At 33.4% G+C, this 16,484-nt stretch carries 14 protein-coding genes; 2 read left to right on the top strand and 12 right to left on the bottom strand.

Annotated elements, in window-relative coordinates; all coding sequences use genetic code 11:
* Nucleotides 1–8: 8 nt before the first annotated feature.
* The 5 genes from ACWOA3_RS05255 to rpsL form a co-directional block, all read right to left on the bottom strand.
* Nucleotides 9–518: a hypothetical protein gene (locus ACWOA3_RS05255; RefSeq protein ID WP_003146925.1), complete on the bottom strand. Its 510-nt coding sequence runs from the start codon at nt 516–518 to the stop codon at nt 9–11.
* Between the two features lie 561 nt (nt 519–1,079).
* Nucleotides 1,080–2,267 carry an elongation factor Tu gene (gene tuf, locus ACWOA3_RS05250; RefSeq protein WP_003144664.1) on the bottom strand — a complete coding sequence of 396 codons (1,188 nt, stop codon included), beginning with the start codon at nt 2,265–2,267 and terminating at the stop codon, nt 1,080–1,082.
* A gap of 122 nt (nt 2,268–2,389) precedes the next feature.
* Nucleotides 2,390–4,465: an elongation factor G gene (gene fusA / locus ACWOA3_RS05245; RefSeq protein WP_442566209.1), complete on the bottom strand. Its 2,076-nt coding sequence runs from the start codon at nt 4,463–4,465 to the stop codon at nt 2,390–2,392.
* 101 nt (nt 4,466–4,566) lie between these two features.
* Nucleotides 4,567–5,037: a 30S ribosomal protein S7 gene (gene rpsG, locus ACWOA3_RS05240; RefSeq protein WP_003144697.1), complete on the bottom strand. Its 471-nt coding sequence runs from the start codon at nt 5,035–5,037 to the stop codon at nt 4,567–4,569.
* Between the two features lie 47 nt (nt 5,038–5,084).
* A complete protein-coding gene (gene rpsL / locus ACWOA3_RS05235) occupies nt 5,085–5,504 on the bottom strand; it encodes a 30S ribosomal protein S12 (RefSeq protein WP_003146927.1) in 420 nt (139 codons plus the stop codon).
* 410 nt (nt 5,505–5,914) lie between these two features.
* Here rpsL and ACWOA3_RS05230 point away from each other — a divergent pair, with 410 nt between their 5' ends.
* Nucleotides 5,915–6,658 carry an ABC transporter ATP-binding protein gene (locus tag ACWOA3_RS05230; RefSeq protein WP_456884505.1) on the top strand — a complete coding sequence of 248 codons (744 nt, stop codon included), beginning with the start codon at nt 5,915–5,917 and terminating at the stop codon, nt 6,656–6,658.
* A 281-nt stretch (nt 6,659–6,939) separates the two neighbouring features.
* Complete coding sequence (locus tag ACWOA3_RS05225) at nt 6,940–8,262, top strand: hypothetical protein (RefSeq protein WP_456884503.1); 1,323 nt, start codon at nt 6,940–6,942, stop codon at nt 8,260–8,262.
* A gap of 58 nt (nt 8,263–8,320) precedes the next feature.
* On the opposite strand, the gene ACWOA3_RS05220 is transcribed toward ACWOA3_RS05225, so the two are convergent.
* The 7 genes from ACWOA3_RS05220 to carB all read right to left on the bottom strand — a co-directional run bounded on the left by ACWOA3_RS05220 (nt 8,321) and on the right by carB (nt 16,474).
* Nucleotides 8,321–9,658, bottom strand: coding sequence for a DUF438 domain-containing protein (locus ACWOA3_RS05220; RefSeq protein WP_456884501.1), 1,338 nt, complete (start codon nt 9,656–9,658; stop codon nt 8,321–8,323).
* Nucleotides 9,658–9,891 carry a DUF1858 domain-containing protein gene (locus ACWOA3_RS05215; RefSeq protein ID WP_003146933.1) on the bottom strand — a complete coding sequence of 78 codons (234 nt, stop codon included), beginning with the start codon at nt 9,889–9,891 and terminating at the stop codon, nt 9,658–9,660. The genes ACWOA3_RS05220 and ACWOA3_RS05215 overlap by 1 nt, the downstream gene beginning before the upstream one ends.
* Nucleotides 9,892–10,033: 142 nt before the next feature.
* Complete coding sequence (gene pyrE / locus ACWOA3_RS05210) at nt 10,034–10,648, bottom strand: orotate phosphoribosyltransferase (RefSeq protein ID WP_456884499.1); 615 nt, start codon at nt 10,646–10,648, stop codon at nt 10,034–10,036.
* 30 nt (nt 10,649–10,678) lie between these two features.
* Nucleotides 10,679–11,377, bottom strand: a complete 699-nt coding sequence (gene pyrF, locus ACWOA3_RS05205) for an orotidine-5'-phosphate decarboxylase (protein ID WP_456884497.1) — start codon at nt 11,375–11,377, stop codon at nt 10,679–10,681.
* Between the two features lie 14 nt (nt 11,378–11,391).
* On the bottom strand, nt 11,392–12,306 hold the full coding sequence (locus tag ACWOA3_RS05200) for a dihydroorotate dehydrogenase (protein ID WP_456884495.1): 915 nt from the start codon (nt 12,304–12,306) through the stop codon (nt 11,392–11,394).
* A 9-nt stretch (nt 12,307–12,315) separates the two neighbouring features.
* Nucleotides 12,316–13,080 carry a dihydroorotate dehydrogenase electron transfer subunit gene (locus tag ACWOA3_RS05195; RefSeq protein ID WP_003146937.1) on the bottom strand — a complete coding sequence of 255 codons (765 nt, stop codon included), beginning with the start codon at nt 13,078–13,080 and terminating at the stop codon, nt 12,316–12,318.
* 217 nt (nt 13,081–13,297) lie between these two features.
* Nucleotides 13,298–16,474 (bottom strand): carbamoyl-phosphate synthase large subunit, encoded by a 3,177-nt coding sequence (gene carB / locus ACWOA3_RS05190; RefSeq protein WP_456884493.1) that lies wholly within the window; start codon nt 16,472–16,474, stop codon nt 13,298–13,300.
* Between the last annotated feature and the right edge of the window lie 10 nt (nt 16,475–16,484).

The raw sequence follows: 16,484 nt of genomic DNA, 5'->3' as shown, positions 1-16,484 counted from the left end.
AAAACTTGTTAATTATAATTTTTAAAAATAATAATTAGTAATATACTAATTATAAGTAAGATAAACTGAACTACGAAAATAACTAACGCAATCTTATAAATAGATATATACTTACGAACTTGAATAGTAGTATTAAAAATAAACTCTCGAAATCTCTCATCACTTTCAAATGAAATAATATACTCCCCTTCATCAGCTTGAAAACAATATATCTCTACTCTTCTCCAAATAACCCCTAGACCTTTAGATCTATAAAATACTTCTTCTAGAGATTTTTTTTCACCAGTATTTTTATTAGCAACAGTTATCCTTAAATCTCTAATGTTAGTAAAAGAATACCTCTTATCTTTTATCCAAATAGAGTATTTCCCACCTTTTCTGATAATAAATTCCTCTTTTTTAATCCCGGTAGATAATTCACAAATTGCTTTATTTCTAAAAAATTTTATAACAATTAAACTACAAATAAATAATAAGACTATTAATATCAAGGCTAATATATAAATTATAGTATTCACAATCTTCTCCTTTTCTTTACTAACTTATAACGATAAATTATATACTTATAATAATATTATAAGCTATTAATTTTATGAGAACAATAGTAAATTAATATGCTATGATATATAATAGAAATTTAATAAATAAATATTCAAAAAACTATTATTCTTATACTTATATATGATTATAAAAACTCTATTTAGAATAATTAATTAAAAAATCGAAGCTAATTTCTTAACTTCGACTTTTTACTATTACTCAATATCCCTAGAGTAATTATGTTTTATTTTAATAATATATAAATTATTTAAATTTATTATATTATTTCCCCTATACTACCTTTAACTATATTATACACCTCTTACAGTTTTTCTGCAAGGATTTATTAAAAATAGTACGTATTTTGTAATAAATTTACTAAAAATAATGATTCTACACTGAAAATACAATATTAATACATATAATATATTGAAAGTATCAAATATCTCTAATTAAATATGAACATTATGTAAATCTGTATTAAATATATAAAAAAAGCAAGGTGAAATTCACCTTGCTTTTTATGTTTCTATTCGAAATTATTTAACGATAGAAGTTACAACACCTGAACCTACAGTACGTCCACCTTCACGAATTGAGAAACGAGTTCCTTCTTCGATCGCGATTGGAGAAATAAGTTCTACGTTGATTGATACGTTATCCCCAGGCATTACCATTTCAGTACCTTCTGGTAAAGTAACTACACCAGTTACGTCAGTAGTACGGAAGTAGAATTGAGGACGGTAGTTTGTGAAGAATGGAGTGTGACGTCCACCTTCTTCTTTAGATAATACGTACACGTCAGCTACGAATTGAGTGTGTGGAGTGATTGTTTTAGGAGCTGCTAAAACTTGTCCACGTTCGATATCTTCACGAGCAACACCACGTAATAATGCACCGATGTTATCTCCTGCTTCAGCGTAATCTAATAATTTACGGAACATTTCAACACCTGTTACAGTAGTTGAAGCTGGTTCTTCAGTTAATCCAACGATTTCTACTACGTCTCCAACTTTAACTTGTCCACGTTCAACACGTCCAGTAGCAACTGTACCACGACCTGTGATTGAGAATACGTCCTCAACTGGCATCATGAATGGTTTAGCGTTATCACGTTCTGGAGTTGGGATGTACTCGTCAACTGTTTCCATTAATTCGATGATAGCTTTTTCTGCATCAGCGTCTCCTTCAAGAGCTTTAAGAGCAGAACCTTTGATTACTGGTAGTTCATCTCCATCGAATCCGTATTCAGATAATAGTTCACGAACTTCCATTTCAACTAATTCTAATAACTCTTCGTCATCAACCATATCACATTTGTTTAAGAATACAACGATTTTTGGTACTCCAACGTTACGAGATAATAGGATGTGCTCACGAGTTTGAGCCATTGGTCCATCTGTAGCAGCGATTACTAAGATAGCTCCGTCCATTTGAGCAGCACCAGTGATCATGTTTTTAACATAGTCAGCGTGTCCTGGGCAGTCTACGTGTGCGTAGTGACGGTTTGGAGTTTCATACTCGATGTGAGAAGTGTTGATTGTGATACCACGTTCTCTTTCTTCTGGTGCGTTATCGATTGAAGCGTAGTCTTTAGCTTCTCCACCATAAGTTTTTGCTAATACAGTAGCGATAGCTGCTGTTAAAGTAGTTTTACCGTGGTCAACGTGACCAATTGTTCCAATGTTAGCATGTGTTTTACTACGGTCAAATTTTTCTTTTGCCATTTTAAAAATGTCTCCTTCAAGTTAATAAAATTTTAATTTTTTAAATTAGTCACATAGCATTCTATGATAACTATATTTTATAATGTTACAACGAAAATTGCAACTATAAAGAATAATTTTTATTATCCTTTATTTTTTTTGATAATTTCTTCAGAAATTGATTTAGGTACTTCTTCGTAGTGGTCGAATACCATTGAGTAAGTACCACGTCCTTGAGTTGAAGAACGTAGAGAAGTTGCATATCCGAACATTTCAGATAATGGTACTGAAGCACTTACTACTTGAGCGTTACCACGAGCTTCCATACCTTCAACACGTCCACGACGTGAAGTGATATCACCCATGATATCTCCTAAGTATTCTTCAGGCATAACAACTTCAACTTTCATAATTGGTTCTAAGATTACTGGGTTACATTTTTTAGCAGCTTCTTTTAGAGCTAATGATGCAGCAACTTTGAACGCCATTTCAGATGAATCGACATCGTGGTATGATCCATCGAATAATTTAGCTTTAACGTCGATTAATTCGTATCCAGCTAATACCCCGTTTGCCATAGAGTCTTTTAATCCTGCTTCTACTGCTGGGATGTATTCACGTGGAACTACCCCACCAACGATAGCATTTTCGAATTCAAATCCTGCACCTGGCTCATTTGGAGTGAACTCAATCCATACGTCCCCGTATTGTCCACGTCCACCAGATTGACGAGTGAATTTACCTTGTACTTGTGCAGCTTGTTTGAATGTTTCACGGTAAGATACCATTGGAGCACCTACTGTACATTCAACTTTGAATTCACGACGCATACGGTCAACGATGATGTCTAAGTGAAGCTCACCCATACCTGCGATGATAACTTGTCCAGTTTCTTCGTCAGTTCCAGCACGGAATGTTGGGTCTTCTTCTTGTAATTTTTGTAAAGCTGTAGACATTTTATCTTGGTCAGCTTTTGATTTTGGCTCAACTGAAAGTTGGATAACTGGTTCTGGGAATTCCATTGATTCAAGAATAACTTCGTTTTTCTCGTCACAAAGTGTGTCCCCAGTAGTAGTATCTTTAAGACCAACAGCTGCAGCGATATCACCAGCATATACTTCAGCGATTTCGTTACGAGTGTTAGCGTGCATTTGTAGGATACGTCCTACACGTTCACGTTTACCTTTAGTTGAGTTTTTAACGTATGAACCAGATGATAAGATACCTGAGTACACACGGAAGAAAGTAAGTTTCCCTACGAATGGGTCAGTCATAACTTTGAAAGCTAGGGCTGCGAATGGCTCTTCGTCAGAAGAGTGTCTTTCTGTTTCTTCATCAGTGTTTGGATCAATACCTTTAATTGCTGGTACATCTAATGGAGATGGTAAGTATTCTACTACTGCATCTAGCATTGGTTGTACACCTTTATATTTGAAGGCTGATCCACATACTACAGGGAAGAATTCTACAGATAATGTAGCTTTACGGATTGCAGCTTTAAGCTCATCAATTGTAATTTCTTCTCCACCTAAGTATTTTTCCATGAAGTCTTCGTCGAATTCTGCAACAGCTTCGATAAGTTTTTCACGGTATTCTTCAGCTTGATCTTGATAGTCAGCTGGGATTTCTTTTACAACAAGATTTTCCCCAACGCTACCTTCGTTGTAGATAGCTTTCATCTCAACAAGGTCGATTACACCTTCGAATAGATCTTCAGCTCCGATTGGAAGTTGAATTGGGTGTGCGTTAGCTTGTAATCTGTCGTGGATTGTTCCTACAGAGTATAGGAAGTCAGCTCCTGTTTTATCCATTTTGTTTACGAATACGATACGAGGAACTCCATAAGTTGTTGCTTGACGCCAAACTGTTTCTGTTTGTGGTTCAACACCTGATTGCGCATCTAATACTGCTACTGATCCATCAAGTACACGAAGTGAACGTTCAACCTCAACTGTGAAGTCTACGTGTCCCGGTGTATCGATGATGTTGATACGGTGGTTTTTCCATTGAGCAGTTGTTGCAGCAGATGTAATAGTGATACCACGTTCTTGTTCTTGTTCCATCCAGTCCATTTGTGAGTTACCATCGTGAGTATCTCCGATTTTGTGGATTTTCCCAGTATAGAACAGAATACGCTCAGTAGCAGTTGTTTTACCTGCGTCAATGTGAGCCATGATACCGATATTACGAGTATCTTTTAAAGAAAATGCTCTAGTCATGAGTCAATTTTCTCCTTTCATAAATTTTTAAATGTTTTGAGTAATTTGTCTTTTATAGTGAAAAACTCAAGCTATAAAATAGCTTGATATTCACCCTATAATTACCAACGATAGTGAGCAAATGCTTTGTTTGCTTCAGCCATTTTGTGAGTATCTTCACGTTTCTTAACAGCTGAACCAGTGTTATTTGCTGCGTCTAAAATTTCATTAGCTAAACGTTGTTCCATAGTTTTTTCTCCTCTTAAACGAGAATAGTTAACTAACCAACGTAGACCTAATGTAGTTCTTCTTTCAGCACGTACTTCTACTGGTACTTGGTAGTTAGAACCACCAACACGACGAGCACGAACTTCAAGAACTGGCATAATGTTGTTTAATGCTTCTTCGAAAACTTCCATAGCATCACGTCCTGATTTTTCTTTGATTAAATCAAACGCAGAATATAAAATTCTTTGAGCTGTACCGCGTTTCCCATCTAGCATTAATTTGTTAATCAATTTTGTAACTAATTTTGAGTTATAAATTGGATCTGGCAAAACGTCACGTTTTGCAACTGGACCTTTACGTGGCATAGTGTCTGCCTCCTTTCACGAATTCTTTATCAAATTTTTATCTTATATTATTTTTTCTCTTTTGGTTTTTTAGCACCGTATAGTGAACGTCCTTGTTTACGGTCGTTAACTCCTGCAGTATCTAAAGCTCCACGGATGATGTGGTAACGTACCCCTGGTAAGTCTTTTACACGTCCTCCACGAATAAGTACAACACTGTGTTCTTGTAGGTTGTGTCCGATACCTGGGATATATGCTGTTACTTCGATTTGGTTTGATAAACGAACACGTGCATATTTACGTAAAGCTGAGTTAGGTTTTTTAGGTGTCATAGTCCCAACACGAGTACAAACTCCACGTTTTTGAGGTGAAGAAATGTTAGTTTCTTTCTTTCTTTGAGAGTTGTAACCTTTGTTAAGTGCTGGTGAATCTGATTTTGATACTTTTGATTTACGAGGTTTACGAACTAATTGGTTAATAGTTGGCATTTTCCTGATTTCCTCCTTCCCTGTTTATTTGTGAATCACCTAGCCAGGTGTATCACATTTTTAAATTTTTTATAAGCCTTAGTGGCTTTACACAGAGTGCCATAACACTCACGTACTAAATAATACCACTTTTATTTTTTCTTGTCAACACTTTTTTAAAATTTTTTTATATCTTTTTTCACTTGCTATTATCATATTCTATTTTTACACTTAACCAGGTGTTTCATTTCACCTATATAAACAAACACTTCCAGGTGTATCGCAATAGTATTTTTAATAAACTATTCCAGGTGTTTCATTTCCCATTTTAAAATTTATTATTTTTATATGAATAATTATATTATACTCTTGTTGATTAAAACGATTACAAGTATAATATAACTATATAAATATATACGGAGTGATAGTTTATGATAAAAATTAAAAATCTTACTGTGAAATTTGATACAAAGTGTGCTGTTGATGATTTGAGTTTCACTATTAATGATGGAGAAATATTTGGTCTTATCGGACATAACGGAGCTGGTAAGTCCACTACGATCAAATCTTTAGTTAGTATATTAGAACCGACTTCTGGAGAAATTTATTTCAATGACCTTCTTTTAAAAAATAATAGATTAGAATGTAAAAAGCAAATTGGATATGTGCCTGATTCACCTGATATGTTTCTTACATTATCAGCATTTGAATATTGGTCATTAATCGCTAGCATATATGAAATTGATAATAAAACAAGAGATGATATTCTTCATAGATACTGCAAATTATTTAATATGGTAGGAGTTGAACATCAAGAAATTAGTTCTTTTTCTCACGGCATGAGGCAAAAAGTATTTGTTATTGGTGCTCTATTATCAGAACCTAAATTCTGGATTATGGATGAACCGATGACAGGATTAGATCCACAAGCTGCTTTTGATTTGAAAAACTTGATGAAAGAACATGCATCAAAAGGAAACAGTGTTCTATTCTCTACTCACGTCTTGGAGGTCGCAGAACATCTATGTGACAGAATTGGTATCCTTAGTAAAGGAAAACTAGTTTTTATTGGTACTCTTAATGAACTTAAGGAAAAATTTGAGGGAGATAATTTAGAAGAAATTTATCTTAATATAGTAAAAAATTCGAATTCAAGTATTTTAGGTGGTGATTAAATATGAGATTCAATGTAATGAAGGAATTATTCTTAACGAATCTTCTTTACAGTTTTCCACCACAAAGAAATACATATAGAAAAAAATTCAGTGGGAAAAGTGATATAAGACATAAGCTTTTTAGAAATATATTAATGATGAATTTTTTCAATTTCTTAAACATTTTATTTGTATTTTCAATGTTTTCTCGTGGTTTTAACTTTTCTGGATCGGGTTATAGGAGTATACTTTTCTTTATTTTATTAATGGTGTTTATTCAAATTTTAAATACTTTTACCAATATGTTTTATGAAAGTGATGATACATTGGCAATTATTCACTTACCTGTTACAGCATCTGAAATATTTTTTAGTAAATTGTTTACTCTACTTTCACTAGTTATAAGTAATTTTATTCCATTAATAGTTATAAACTTGATTATTGGATTAAATGCAGAGTTTTCAATTCAAAAACTTTTCTTCGTATTAGTATATAGTTTTGCATTTATGATTACTTTAATATGTTCTATAATGACGATACTTTCATTTATTACTTATATACCAAATTTCAAGAAGAATAAAGGGAAAGTTAATGCAGCTACAATATTGATTGCGTTGATATTCTTCACAGGATACATATTTGATTTTGCTCATACTTTTAAAAGTATTGGTTCTGAATATTCAGGAGATATATTTTTAAATATACTCATATTAGATATTTCTAAGACTTATACTTATTTAATAATAACTATAATTCTAGCAGTTATCTCTTTCTTTACTACTTATATATTCGTAGTAAAAAAATATATGAAAGACCTATATAGAATATCAGATAATACATACACATCTAGTTCAAAAAAAGTAAAAATTAAAGAAAATACTAATAGTACATCAACTACACTATTTTCTAAACTAATTAAGAGAAATGTAAAACTATTGTTAAACAGTACAATTTCGACAACTGTATTTACTAATCTTCTTATCACACATGGTATATTTGTAATTCCAATTATAGAAATTAGAAAGCACGGAGGTATTACACTACCACTTATATTCTATCCAGTAGCTATGACTATAGGATTCACGTTAGCATTGTACATTAATTCTAATCCTATGAATTTTACAAGTATAGCAATATCACTAGAAAAACAAGATTACTATTTTTTAAAATCTCTTCCTTTTGATTTCAAAAAATACCTGAAAATTAAATTAGCAATCGCCACTTGTTTACAACTTAGCTTTGGATTATTTGCTCTGATTATGATGTTAATTATAACTAAAACACCAGTCTTACTGGTAATTGTAACAGTAATATCTTATATTATTTCAAGTATTGTCTTTTCATTCCATAGTTATACAAATGACTATAAAAAATTATACCTGAACTGGAACACTATCACAGATTTAGCTAATCGTAGTTCGGTAAATCAAGTCCTATTAACTATTTTAGCTTTCGGAGCTATTTTATTATTAGTACTACTTAATGTAGCGACATTCTTCTTAATTGCTATGGTTCCATCATCAACAAATATAGTAGGAATAATATATTCTCTAATACTAATTATATTGTTGATTCTTGCAACAAGAAAATTAAGAAAAAATGTATTTGATAAAATACATTCATAAAAAAATATAGCGAAAGGGACTCAACAAAATCGATTTTTGAGTCTCTCTCGCTTTTATCTTATTCTATTCCCCTATAATAATCACTGTCTATTTCTCTATAAGGAGCTATATCCTGAACATATTCTAATACTCCTTGAAATTCACCATTTTCATCATAAACACCTGCATAAGTGACATGAACAAATTTTCCTCTAGATTCAGATTTAAACCACATTTCGTACTTATCTTTTTTTCTATCTCGCAAGTTCTTCATTATAGTTTTAACTTTTTCTAGGTACTTAGGTGGATGACATAGTTCTACATTTCTACCTACTTGTCCTGGCGTGCGTTTGAAAATCATCTCTTCTTCTGAACAATGATCATTGTAATATTGAAAAACTTCGTCTTTATTAACAAAGGTAATTTCCATTGGCAGATGATTTAATATCAAATCAATTTGATTTAATGATAGATAACCATTTCCGATTTTCTGAGGTGTATCTCTATTGAAAGTTTCTTTTTTAACTTCTTTCGGTTTGTAAGTAATAGTGAACTCTCCTTCAGGAGTTTGTATTACTTTCGTTAATTCCCCTTCTGTAGCTTCTATTACTTCACTATCAGCACTAGTAATTTGCGTTTCAAAATTTTCTCTATGAGGAATCCACTCTTCTTGAGGTCGAATTATTGCATAACCGTAAGCATCACTGTCCTTAGCTATACTCAACCAATCGTCTTGAGTAAATGTTTCTAATAATATCATCAGAAGAATCGACTCTTCCTTAAAGATCATTTCCTCAAATTCTTTAACAAAAACTTCAAATTTTTCTTTAACAACCTCTATCTCTGCATTAGGTAGTTTTTCCGCTTCTTCTTTAGCAAGTTTGAATAAATCTCTTATTTCATCGTCAACACCCCACATAACCTTAGGTGGTGCATCGTGACCATATTTTTCCATTATAGGAAACATAAGTTCTTCTTTGCGTCTATAATGAATATCAAATTGCCCTAACAATTGCAACTGACGAAGCAATCCTTTTAAAACAGCTTCTTTTGTTTCACCTTCATCTAACTTTGCATAGTTATCTAAAATTCGACGAATTCGTATAATCGCTGCTCTTAAAGCTAAATTCTCTTGTTTAAACACTTGAACTGGATGTCCTGGATGCTCACTATCTTCGACTTCTACATTTTTTATCGCACCTTTAAATAAATTAGCATGTACGTTACATAATTTCATAACATCCTCAAAAGTCACACCAGAATCTGAATTCATAAGTTCATGCTCCATTAAAGAAATCTCAATAGCAGATACTCCAGAAAAATGCTCATCAAATTCAGCTTGTACTGACTCTGCAGATTCTCCATTATGAAGTCGTAATAGTATATCTCTTAAAACTTCAATTCTCTTTGTAGCCATTAGTCTAACCCTACTACTTCATACCCATTAGCTTCTAATGTAGCAACAATTGTTTCAAGTTTAATTCCTGCCAACTTCGAACCCATTTTTAGCGAAGTCTTTCTCCCTATAGTATTTCTCATAATTGGATTAGCTAGTGGTTTAAATCCAAGATCAACCAAAATATCCAACACTTCTGGATGTTTATCAACAACTTGCGCAACTGGTATACTTACATCAATAATATTATCCATTTCTCATTCCCTCACTGCTTTATATTAATACTATAATTATATCATAAGCCATTGATAATCGCTATCAAATTAAAATAATAAAATAAAAAGGTGTAACTTAAACATCTCTTCCTATGTTACACCTTTAATATTTTGTAAGTTCTTATAAATTATTTCTCCACTCAAGAAGTTTTTCTACGTCTTCTTGTTTTATATAATTACTCGCTACCGCTTCTTCGATTAAGTAATTATAGTTAGTTAAAGTGTGGTACTCTACTTTATCAGCTGCAAAGGCATCTTGTGCTTTCTTAAGTTCATAACTAAATATTGCTACAACACCAAGAACTATTGCACCAGCTTCTTCTAATGCTTTAGCTACTTTTAATGAAGATAATCCAGTTGAGATTAAGTCTTCAATAATAACAACTTTTTGACCTTCTAGTAATCTACCTTCGATCTGATTTGTTTTACCGTGTTTTTTTGCTGAATCTCTCACGTAAATCATAGGTAAGTCCAGTACTTCACTTACCCATGCAGCATGAGGAATACCTGCTGTCGCTGTCCCGGCAACCACTTCTACTTCTGGGAATTTATCTTTAATTACTTCACTCATACCAGCTGCTATTTCACGACGAATCGCAGGGTATGACATTGTAATCCTGTTATCACAGTAAATTGGTGATTTAATTCCAGATGTCCAAGTGAAAAAATCGTTTGGTCTTAATGCCACTGCTTCAATATCTAATAAGTGTTTTGCTATTTTTCTTTCTAATACCATATTCTTCTCCTGTATGTTATCTGTATTTTTTTATTTTACGAATTGACTTTTTATTAGTTTATAAACTTCAAGTGGATTTTCTGATTTAGTTATAGAACGCCCAACCACGATGTGTGTACTTCCTTCTTCATTAGCAACAGTTGGAGTTGCTACACGTTTTTGATCTCCTACTTCATCTGTTTCTAATCTTATTCCTGGAGTTACTTTTAAGAAGTCATCTCCACAGTTTTCTCGAATTAATCTTGCTTCCCAAACTGATGAAACTACTCCATCAAGTCCTGCTCTTTTAGCTAGTTTAGCATAATTTATTACACTCTCTTCTAGAGATACAGCAATTAGTTGCTCTTCTTTCATCGCTTCTTCTGATGTTGAAGTTAATTGTGTTATTGCTATTACATTAGTATCTCCACTACCACCTTCAACCATTCCTCTTTTTGCTGCTTTTAGCATTTCATAGCCACCTGCCGCATGTACAGTAAGAATATCAACTTTGAATTTTGCTAATCCTTTTGTCGCACCATAAACTGTATTAGGAATATCATGTAGTTTAAGATCTAAGAATATCTTGTGTCCTAATTCTTTGATTTTTTCAATAACAACAGGTCCATTTTGTAGGTATAATTCCATTCCAACTTTTACAAATAATTTCTCTTCACCAAATTTTTCTAAAAAATTTAAAGTATCTTCCAAAGTTGGGAAGTCTAACGCTATTATTACATCTTTATTCATAATATTTCTCCTTTTTATTTATATGCACGACCACGAAGTTCTAATATATGCTCTACTCCTAGTTCATCAAGTGCTGCTTCTAATTTATCAATAATTTTTGGACAAGCATATGGATCTGCAAAATTCGCTGTACCCACTGCTACTGCACTAGCTCCAGCAGAGATAAAGTCAATTACATCCCACTCATCCATAATTCCTCCCATACCTATAATAGGAATGTTTACAGCTTGACTTACTTGATAAACCATTCTTATAGCTACAGGTTTAACAGCAGGTCCAGAAAGTCCTCCAGTTACATTCGCTATAATTGGTTTTCCAGTCTTTTTATCTAGCCTTACACCTACTAGAGTATTTATCATTGTAATACCATCAGCTCCACCTTCTTCTACAGCTTTTGCCATAGCTACAATATCGGTAACATTAGGTGAAAGTTTCACATAAACAGGTACGCTAGATACCTCTTTTACTTTTCTAGTTAAATTTTTCGCTGTTTCTGGATCCGTTCCAAATTGAATCCCACCATGTTTTACATTAGGACAAGATATATTTAACTCTAATGCATAAACATTCAGTGCTTTACTTATATGCTCTGCTACATATACATAATCATCTATTTCACTTCCTGCCACATTAGCAATAATAGGAACATCATATTTTTCTAATTCTTTTAATTTAGTTTCTAATATCTCATGAACCCCAGGATTTTGTAGACCTATTGCATTCAACATTCCACTAGAAGTTTCAGCGACACGTGGTGTAGGATTTCCAAAACGTGGTTCTTTAGTGGCTGCCTTAATCATGATTGCTCCAAGTCTACTTAGGTCATAAAAGCTGGCATATTCTAAACCAAATGCAAAGCATCCTGATGCTGGCATTACAGGATTTTTCAAATCTAATCCTGGTAATTTTACTCGTAATCTTTCGCTCATAAATTCCTCCTATAATGCTATTTCTTTCGAATCATATACAGGTCCATCGTAACACACTCGTGAGATAGAACCATCAATTTTTTCACAAACACATGCGTAACATGCACCTACTCCACAAGCCATTCTCTCTTCTAGAGAAATATACCCCATTTTTTCTTCATCCATTTTAGTCAATGCTTTTAACATAGCAAATGGACCACAACTATAATACTTATCATAGTCAACTTCATAATTTTTTATAACATCAGTAACAAAACCTTTTTCTCCATAACTTCCATCAGCCGTAGCAACATAAGTTGTACCAAGCTCTGCAAATTTTTCTTCATAAAACACATCTTTCACATTATTAAAACCTAAAATATGTACTGTGTTTACCCCTTGTTTTCTAAATTGCTTTGCTAACTCATATAATGGTGGAACTCCAATTCCTCCACCTACTAGCAATGCAGTTTGCCCTTTTTCTAGTGTATAAACATCATATCCTTTTCCTAATGGACCTAATACGTCTACTAAATTACCTGCTTCTAATTCTGAGATCTTTTTAGTACCTGCTCCATCTGCTCTGTAGACCATCACAAATGTATTTTTTTCTTTATTAATTTCACAAATTGAAATTGGTCTTCTTAATAAAAACTCATAACTGTTACTTACTTTAATATTTACGAATTGTCCTGGTGTATTCATTTCTTTAACTACATCACCTTGCAGTTCAATTCTAAATATTTTATCTGCTACTTGTTCATTACTGATTACTGTTGCTAAATAAGTATCCATCCAAATGCTCCTTTTTATAAGAAGAAGGGAGTGACTCAAAAATCGTGATTTCTTAAGAAATCGATTTTGTCGAGTTACCCCCGCACAGTTTATTAGATATCTAAAAAGCTTTTATAAAGCGAATTTAGATATCAATAAACCGCTGCGTCTACGGGCTCTCATATAAACCTTGTTAAATAATAGGATTTTTTGGTCAGCACCCTTCTTCATTTTTATTTTATAGTGGTAATATATCAAATGAGATTGATTCTAAAACTTTTAGTAGCGCATCTGCTGTATCTAATGATGTTAAACATACAACCTCTTGCTCACTCGCTACACGGCGAATCTTGAATCCGTCTTTTGTTACATCTTTATCTTTTGAAGTAGTATTTACTACTACATCCACATCTCCATTATATATAGCGTCAAGTACACTGTACTCACTCTGATTAATTTTTCCTACTGGAGTGACTCTTAATCCGTGTTCATCTAAGTACTTAGCTGTTCCTTCTGTTGCTAATAGATTATATCCTAATCCGAAGAATCGTTTTGCTATATTTAATGCTTCTTCTTTATCATCGTCACTAATTGTGAATAGGATATTTCCTTGATCACTTACCTTGATTCCTGCTGCAAGAAGTCCTTTATAAAGTGATTTTTCTAGAGTTTTATCACTTCCCATTACTTCTCCAGTTGATTTCATCTCAGGTCCAAGAGTAGTATCTACATCTTTTAATTTTTGGAAACTAAACACCGGTACTTTAGTGTACACATTCTCTGCTTCTGGTAATAATCCTGTTTCATATCCTTTAGATTTAAGTGTTTCTCCAATGATAGCTCCAGCAGCAAGTTTTGCCATTGGTACTCCTGTTATTTTACTTAAGAATGGTACAGTTCTTGAGCTTCGTGGATTAACTTCTAGTACGAATACTTCCCCTTTACTGATTACATATTGAATATTTAATAATCCAACGATGTTTAATCCTTTTGCTAATTTAATTGTATATTCTATTAACTTAGCTTTTTCACCTTCTGTTAATGTTTGAGGTGGATATACTGCTATTGAGTCTCCTGAGTGAACTCCTGCTCTTTCGATGTGCTCCATAATACCTGGAATAATTACCGTTTCACCATCACTAATGGCATCCACTTCTATCTCACGCCCAACTAAATATCTGTCAGTTAGTACTGGGTGTTCTGGTGTAAGTTTTACCGCTGTTTTCATGTAACGACGTAGTTCAGCTTCTTCATAAACTATTTCCATAGCTCGTCCACCAAGTACGTATGATGGTCTTACTAATACAGGATATCCGATTTCTTCAGCATTCTTAACTGCTGTTTCTACATCAAAAGCAGTTTTTCCTAGTGGTTGTGGTATATCTAGTTTATGTAATAGTTCTTCAAATTTATCTCTATCTTCTGCATTATCAATTTCTTCTAAGGCAGTACCTAGAATTTTCACACCGTGTTTTTCTAATTTAGCCGCTAGGTTGATCGCTGTTTGCCCACCGAATTGAACTACAACTCCAAGTGGATTTTCGTGATTTATTATCGCCATTACATCTTCTTCAGTTAGTGGCTCGAAGTACAGTTTATCAGAGATTGTAAAGTCTGTAGAAACTGTTTCTGGGTTGTTGTTAACAATAATTGCTTCATAACCAGCATCTTTAATTGCCATTACTGCGTGTACTGTTGCGTAGTCGAACTCTACCCCTTGTCCAATTCGGATAGGACCAGATCCTAGTACAACAATTTTTTTCTTATCGCTAACGATTGATTCTTGTTCTTGTTCATAACTTGAGTAGAAGTATGGAGTTTCTGAAACAAACTCAGCTGCACAAGTATCAACCATTTTGAATACTGGCGTAATTTTATTTTCTTGACGAAGGTTGTAGATATCGTCTTCTGTCATTGACCATCTATGCGCAATTACCTTATCAGAGAATCCGTATTTTTTAGCATATTCTAGTAAATCAATATTTCCAACATTGTCTTTTAATTCATGTTCGATATCGATGATATTTTGCATTTTTTCTAAGAAGAACATGTCAATTTTTGTAATATCGTGAATATCTTTTGTGCTTTGTCCACGTCTTAACGCTTCTCCGATGAAGAATAATCTTTCATCTCCGGCTTGTTTAATCTTATCAATAATTTCTTCTAATGTGAAATCATCTCCATTAGGTAATCCAAGATGGTGCACTCCATATTCTAATGAACGGATAGCTTTTAGTAAACTTTCTTCATAAGTTCTACCCATCGCCATTACTTCACCAGTGGCTTTCATTTGTGTTCCTAGTTTTCTATCTGCATTTTCAAATTTATCAAATGGGAAACGTGGAATTTTACTTACTACATAGTCAAGCGTTGGTTCGAAACAAGCATATGAGTTTTGTGTAACTGGGTTTATTATTTCATCAAGAGTTAATCCTACTGCAATTTTCGCTGCGATTTTCGCGATTGGATACCCTGTTGCTTTTGAAGCTAGAGCTGATGAACGTGATACCCTTGGGTTAACCTCGATAATATAGTATTTGAATGAATTTGGATCAAGTGCAAGTTGTACGTTACATCCTCCTTCAATTTTTAAAGCTCTAATAATTTTTAATGATACATTACGTAGCATGTGGTACTCTCTGTCTGTTAATGTTTGAGAAGGTGCTACTACTACTGAGTCCCCTGTGTGAATCCCTACAGGGTCAATGTTTTCCATGTTACATACAACAATCGCTGTATCGTTAGAGTCACGCATTACTTCATATTCAATCTCTTTAAATCCTGCGATAGATTTTTCTAATAAACATTGCGTAACTGGTGAATAGTGTAATCCACTACTTACGATTTCTTCTAAATCTTTTTCATCGTAACAGATACCTCCACCTGTTCCTCCCATAGTGAAGGCAGGACGAACGATTACTGGGTAACCTATTTCAGCAACGAATTCTCTCGCTTCTTCTAAAGTTGTTATAATTGCTGATTCCGGAACTGGTTCATTTAGTTCGTTCATAAGGTCACGGAATAATTCTCTATCCTCTGCTTGTTCGATTGAACTTAATTTCGTTCCTAATAATTCCACTCCGTATTTATCTAAGATTCCACTTTTATGAAGTTCAACCGCAAGGTTAAGACCTACTTGTCCTCCTAATGTTGGAAGTAATGCATCGGGTCTTTCTTTTCTGATAATTTTACTTACAAACTCAAGAGTTAAAGGTTCCATATAAACTTTATCTGCGATTTCTTTATCAGTCATAATTGTTGCTGGGTTAGAGTTAACTAAGATAACTTCATATCCTTCTTCTCTTAAAGATAGACATGCTTGAGTTCCAGCGTAGTCAAACTCTGCTGCTTGACCTATTGTAATTGGTCCAGATCCTATTACTAGTATTGTTTTTATATCATTACGTTTTGGCATTTTTATTCTC

It is taken from the genome of Gemella taiwanensis, from assembly GCF_054054385.1.
Note: the sequence above shows the minus strand (reverse complement) of the source record. Positions and strands in the feature narration are given on the sequence as shown.

What these genes read in the sequence shown, in the direction of transcription:
- tuf (WP_003144664.1), bottom strand. Translation starts at nt 2,267, where the DNA reads ATGGCAAAAGAAAAATTTGACCGTAGTAAAACACATGCTAACATTGGA.
- fusA (WP_442566209.1), bottom strand. Translation starts at nt 4,465, where the DNA reads ATGACTAGAGCATTTTCTTTAAAAGATACTCGTAATATCGGTATCATG.
- rpsG (WP_003144697.1), bottom strand. Translation starts at nt 5,037, where the DNA reads ATGCCACGTAAAGGTCCAGTTGCAAAACGTGACGTTTTGCCAGATCCA.
- rpsL (WP_003146927.1), bottom strand. Translation starts at nt 5,504, where the DNA reads ATGCCAACTATTAACCAATTAGTTCGTAAACCTCGTAAATCAAAAGTA.
- ACWOA3_RS05230 (WP_456884505.1), top strand. Translation starts at nt 5,915, where the DNA reads ATGATAAAAATTAAAAATCTTACTGTGAAATTTGATACAAAGTGTGCT.
- ACWOA3_RS05225 (WP_456884503.1), top strand. Translation starts at nt 6,940, where the DNA reads ATGTTTTATGAAAGTGATGATACATTGGCAATTATTCACTTACCTGTT.
- ACWOA3_RS05220 (WP_456884501.1), bottom strand. Translation starts at nt 9,658, where the DNA reads ATGGCTACAAAGAGAATTGAAGTTTTAAGAGATATACTATTACGACTT.
- ACWOA3_RS05215 (WP_003146933.1), bottom strand. Translation starts at nt 9,891, where the DNA reads ATGGATAATATTATTGATGTAAGTATACCAGTTGCGCAAGTTGTTGAT.
- pyrE (WP_456884499.1), bottom strand. Translation starts at nt 10,648, where the DNA reads ATGGTATTAGAAAGAAAAATAGCAAAACACTTATTAGATATTGAAGCA.
- pyrF (WP_456884497.1), bottom strand. Translation starts at nt 11,377, where the DNA reads ATGAATAAAGATGTAATAATAGCGTTAGACTTCCCAACTTTGGAAGAT.
- ACWOA3_RS05200 (WP_456884495.1), bottom strand. Translation starts at nt 12,306, where the DNA reads ATGAGCGAAAGATTACGAGTAAAATTACCAGGATTAGATTTGAAAAAT.
- ACWOA3_RS05195 (WP_003146937.1), bottom strand. Translation starts at nt 13,080, where the DNA reads ATGGATACTTATTTAGCAACAGTAATCAGTAATGAACAAGTAGCAGAT.
- carB (WP_456884493.1), bottom strand. Translation starts at nt 16,474, where the DNA reads ATGCCAAAACGTAATGATATAAAAACAATACTAGTAATAGGATCTGGA.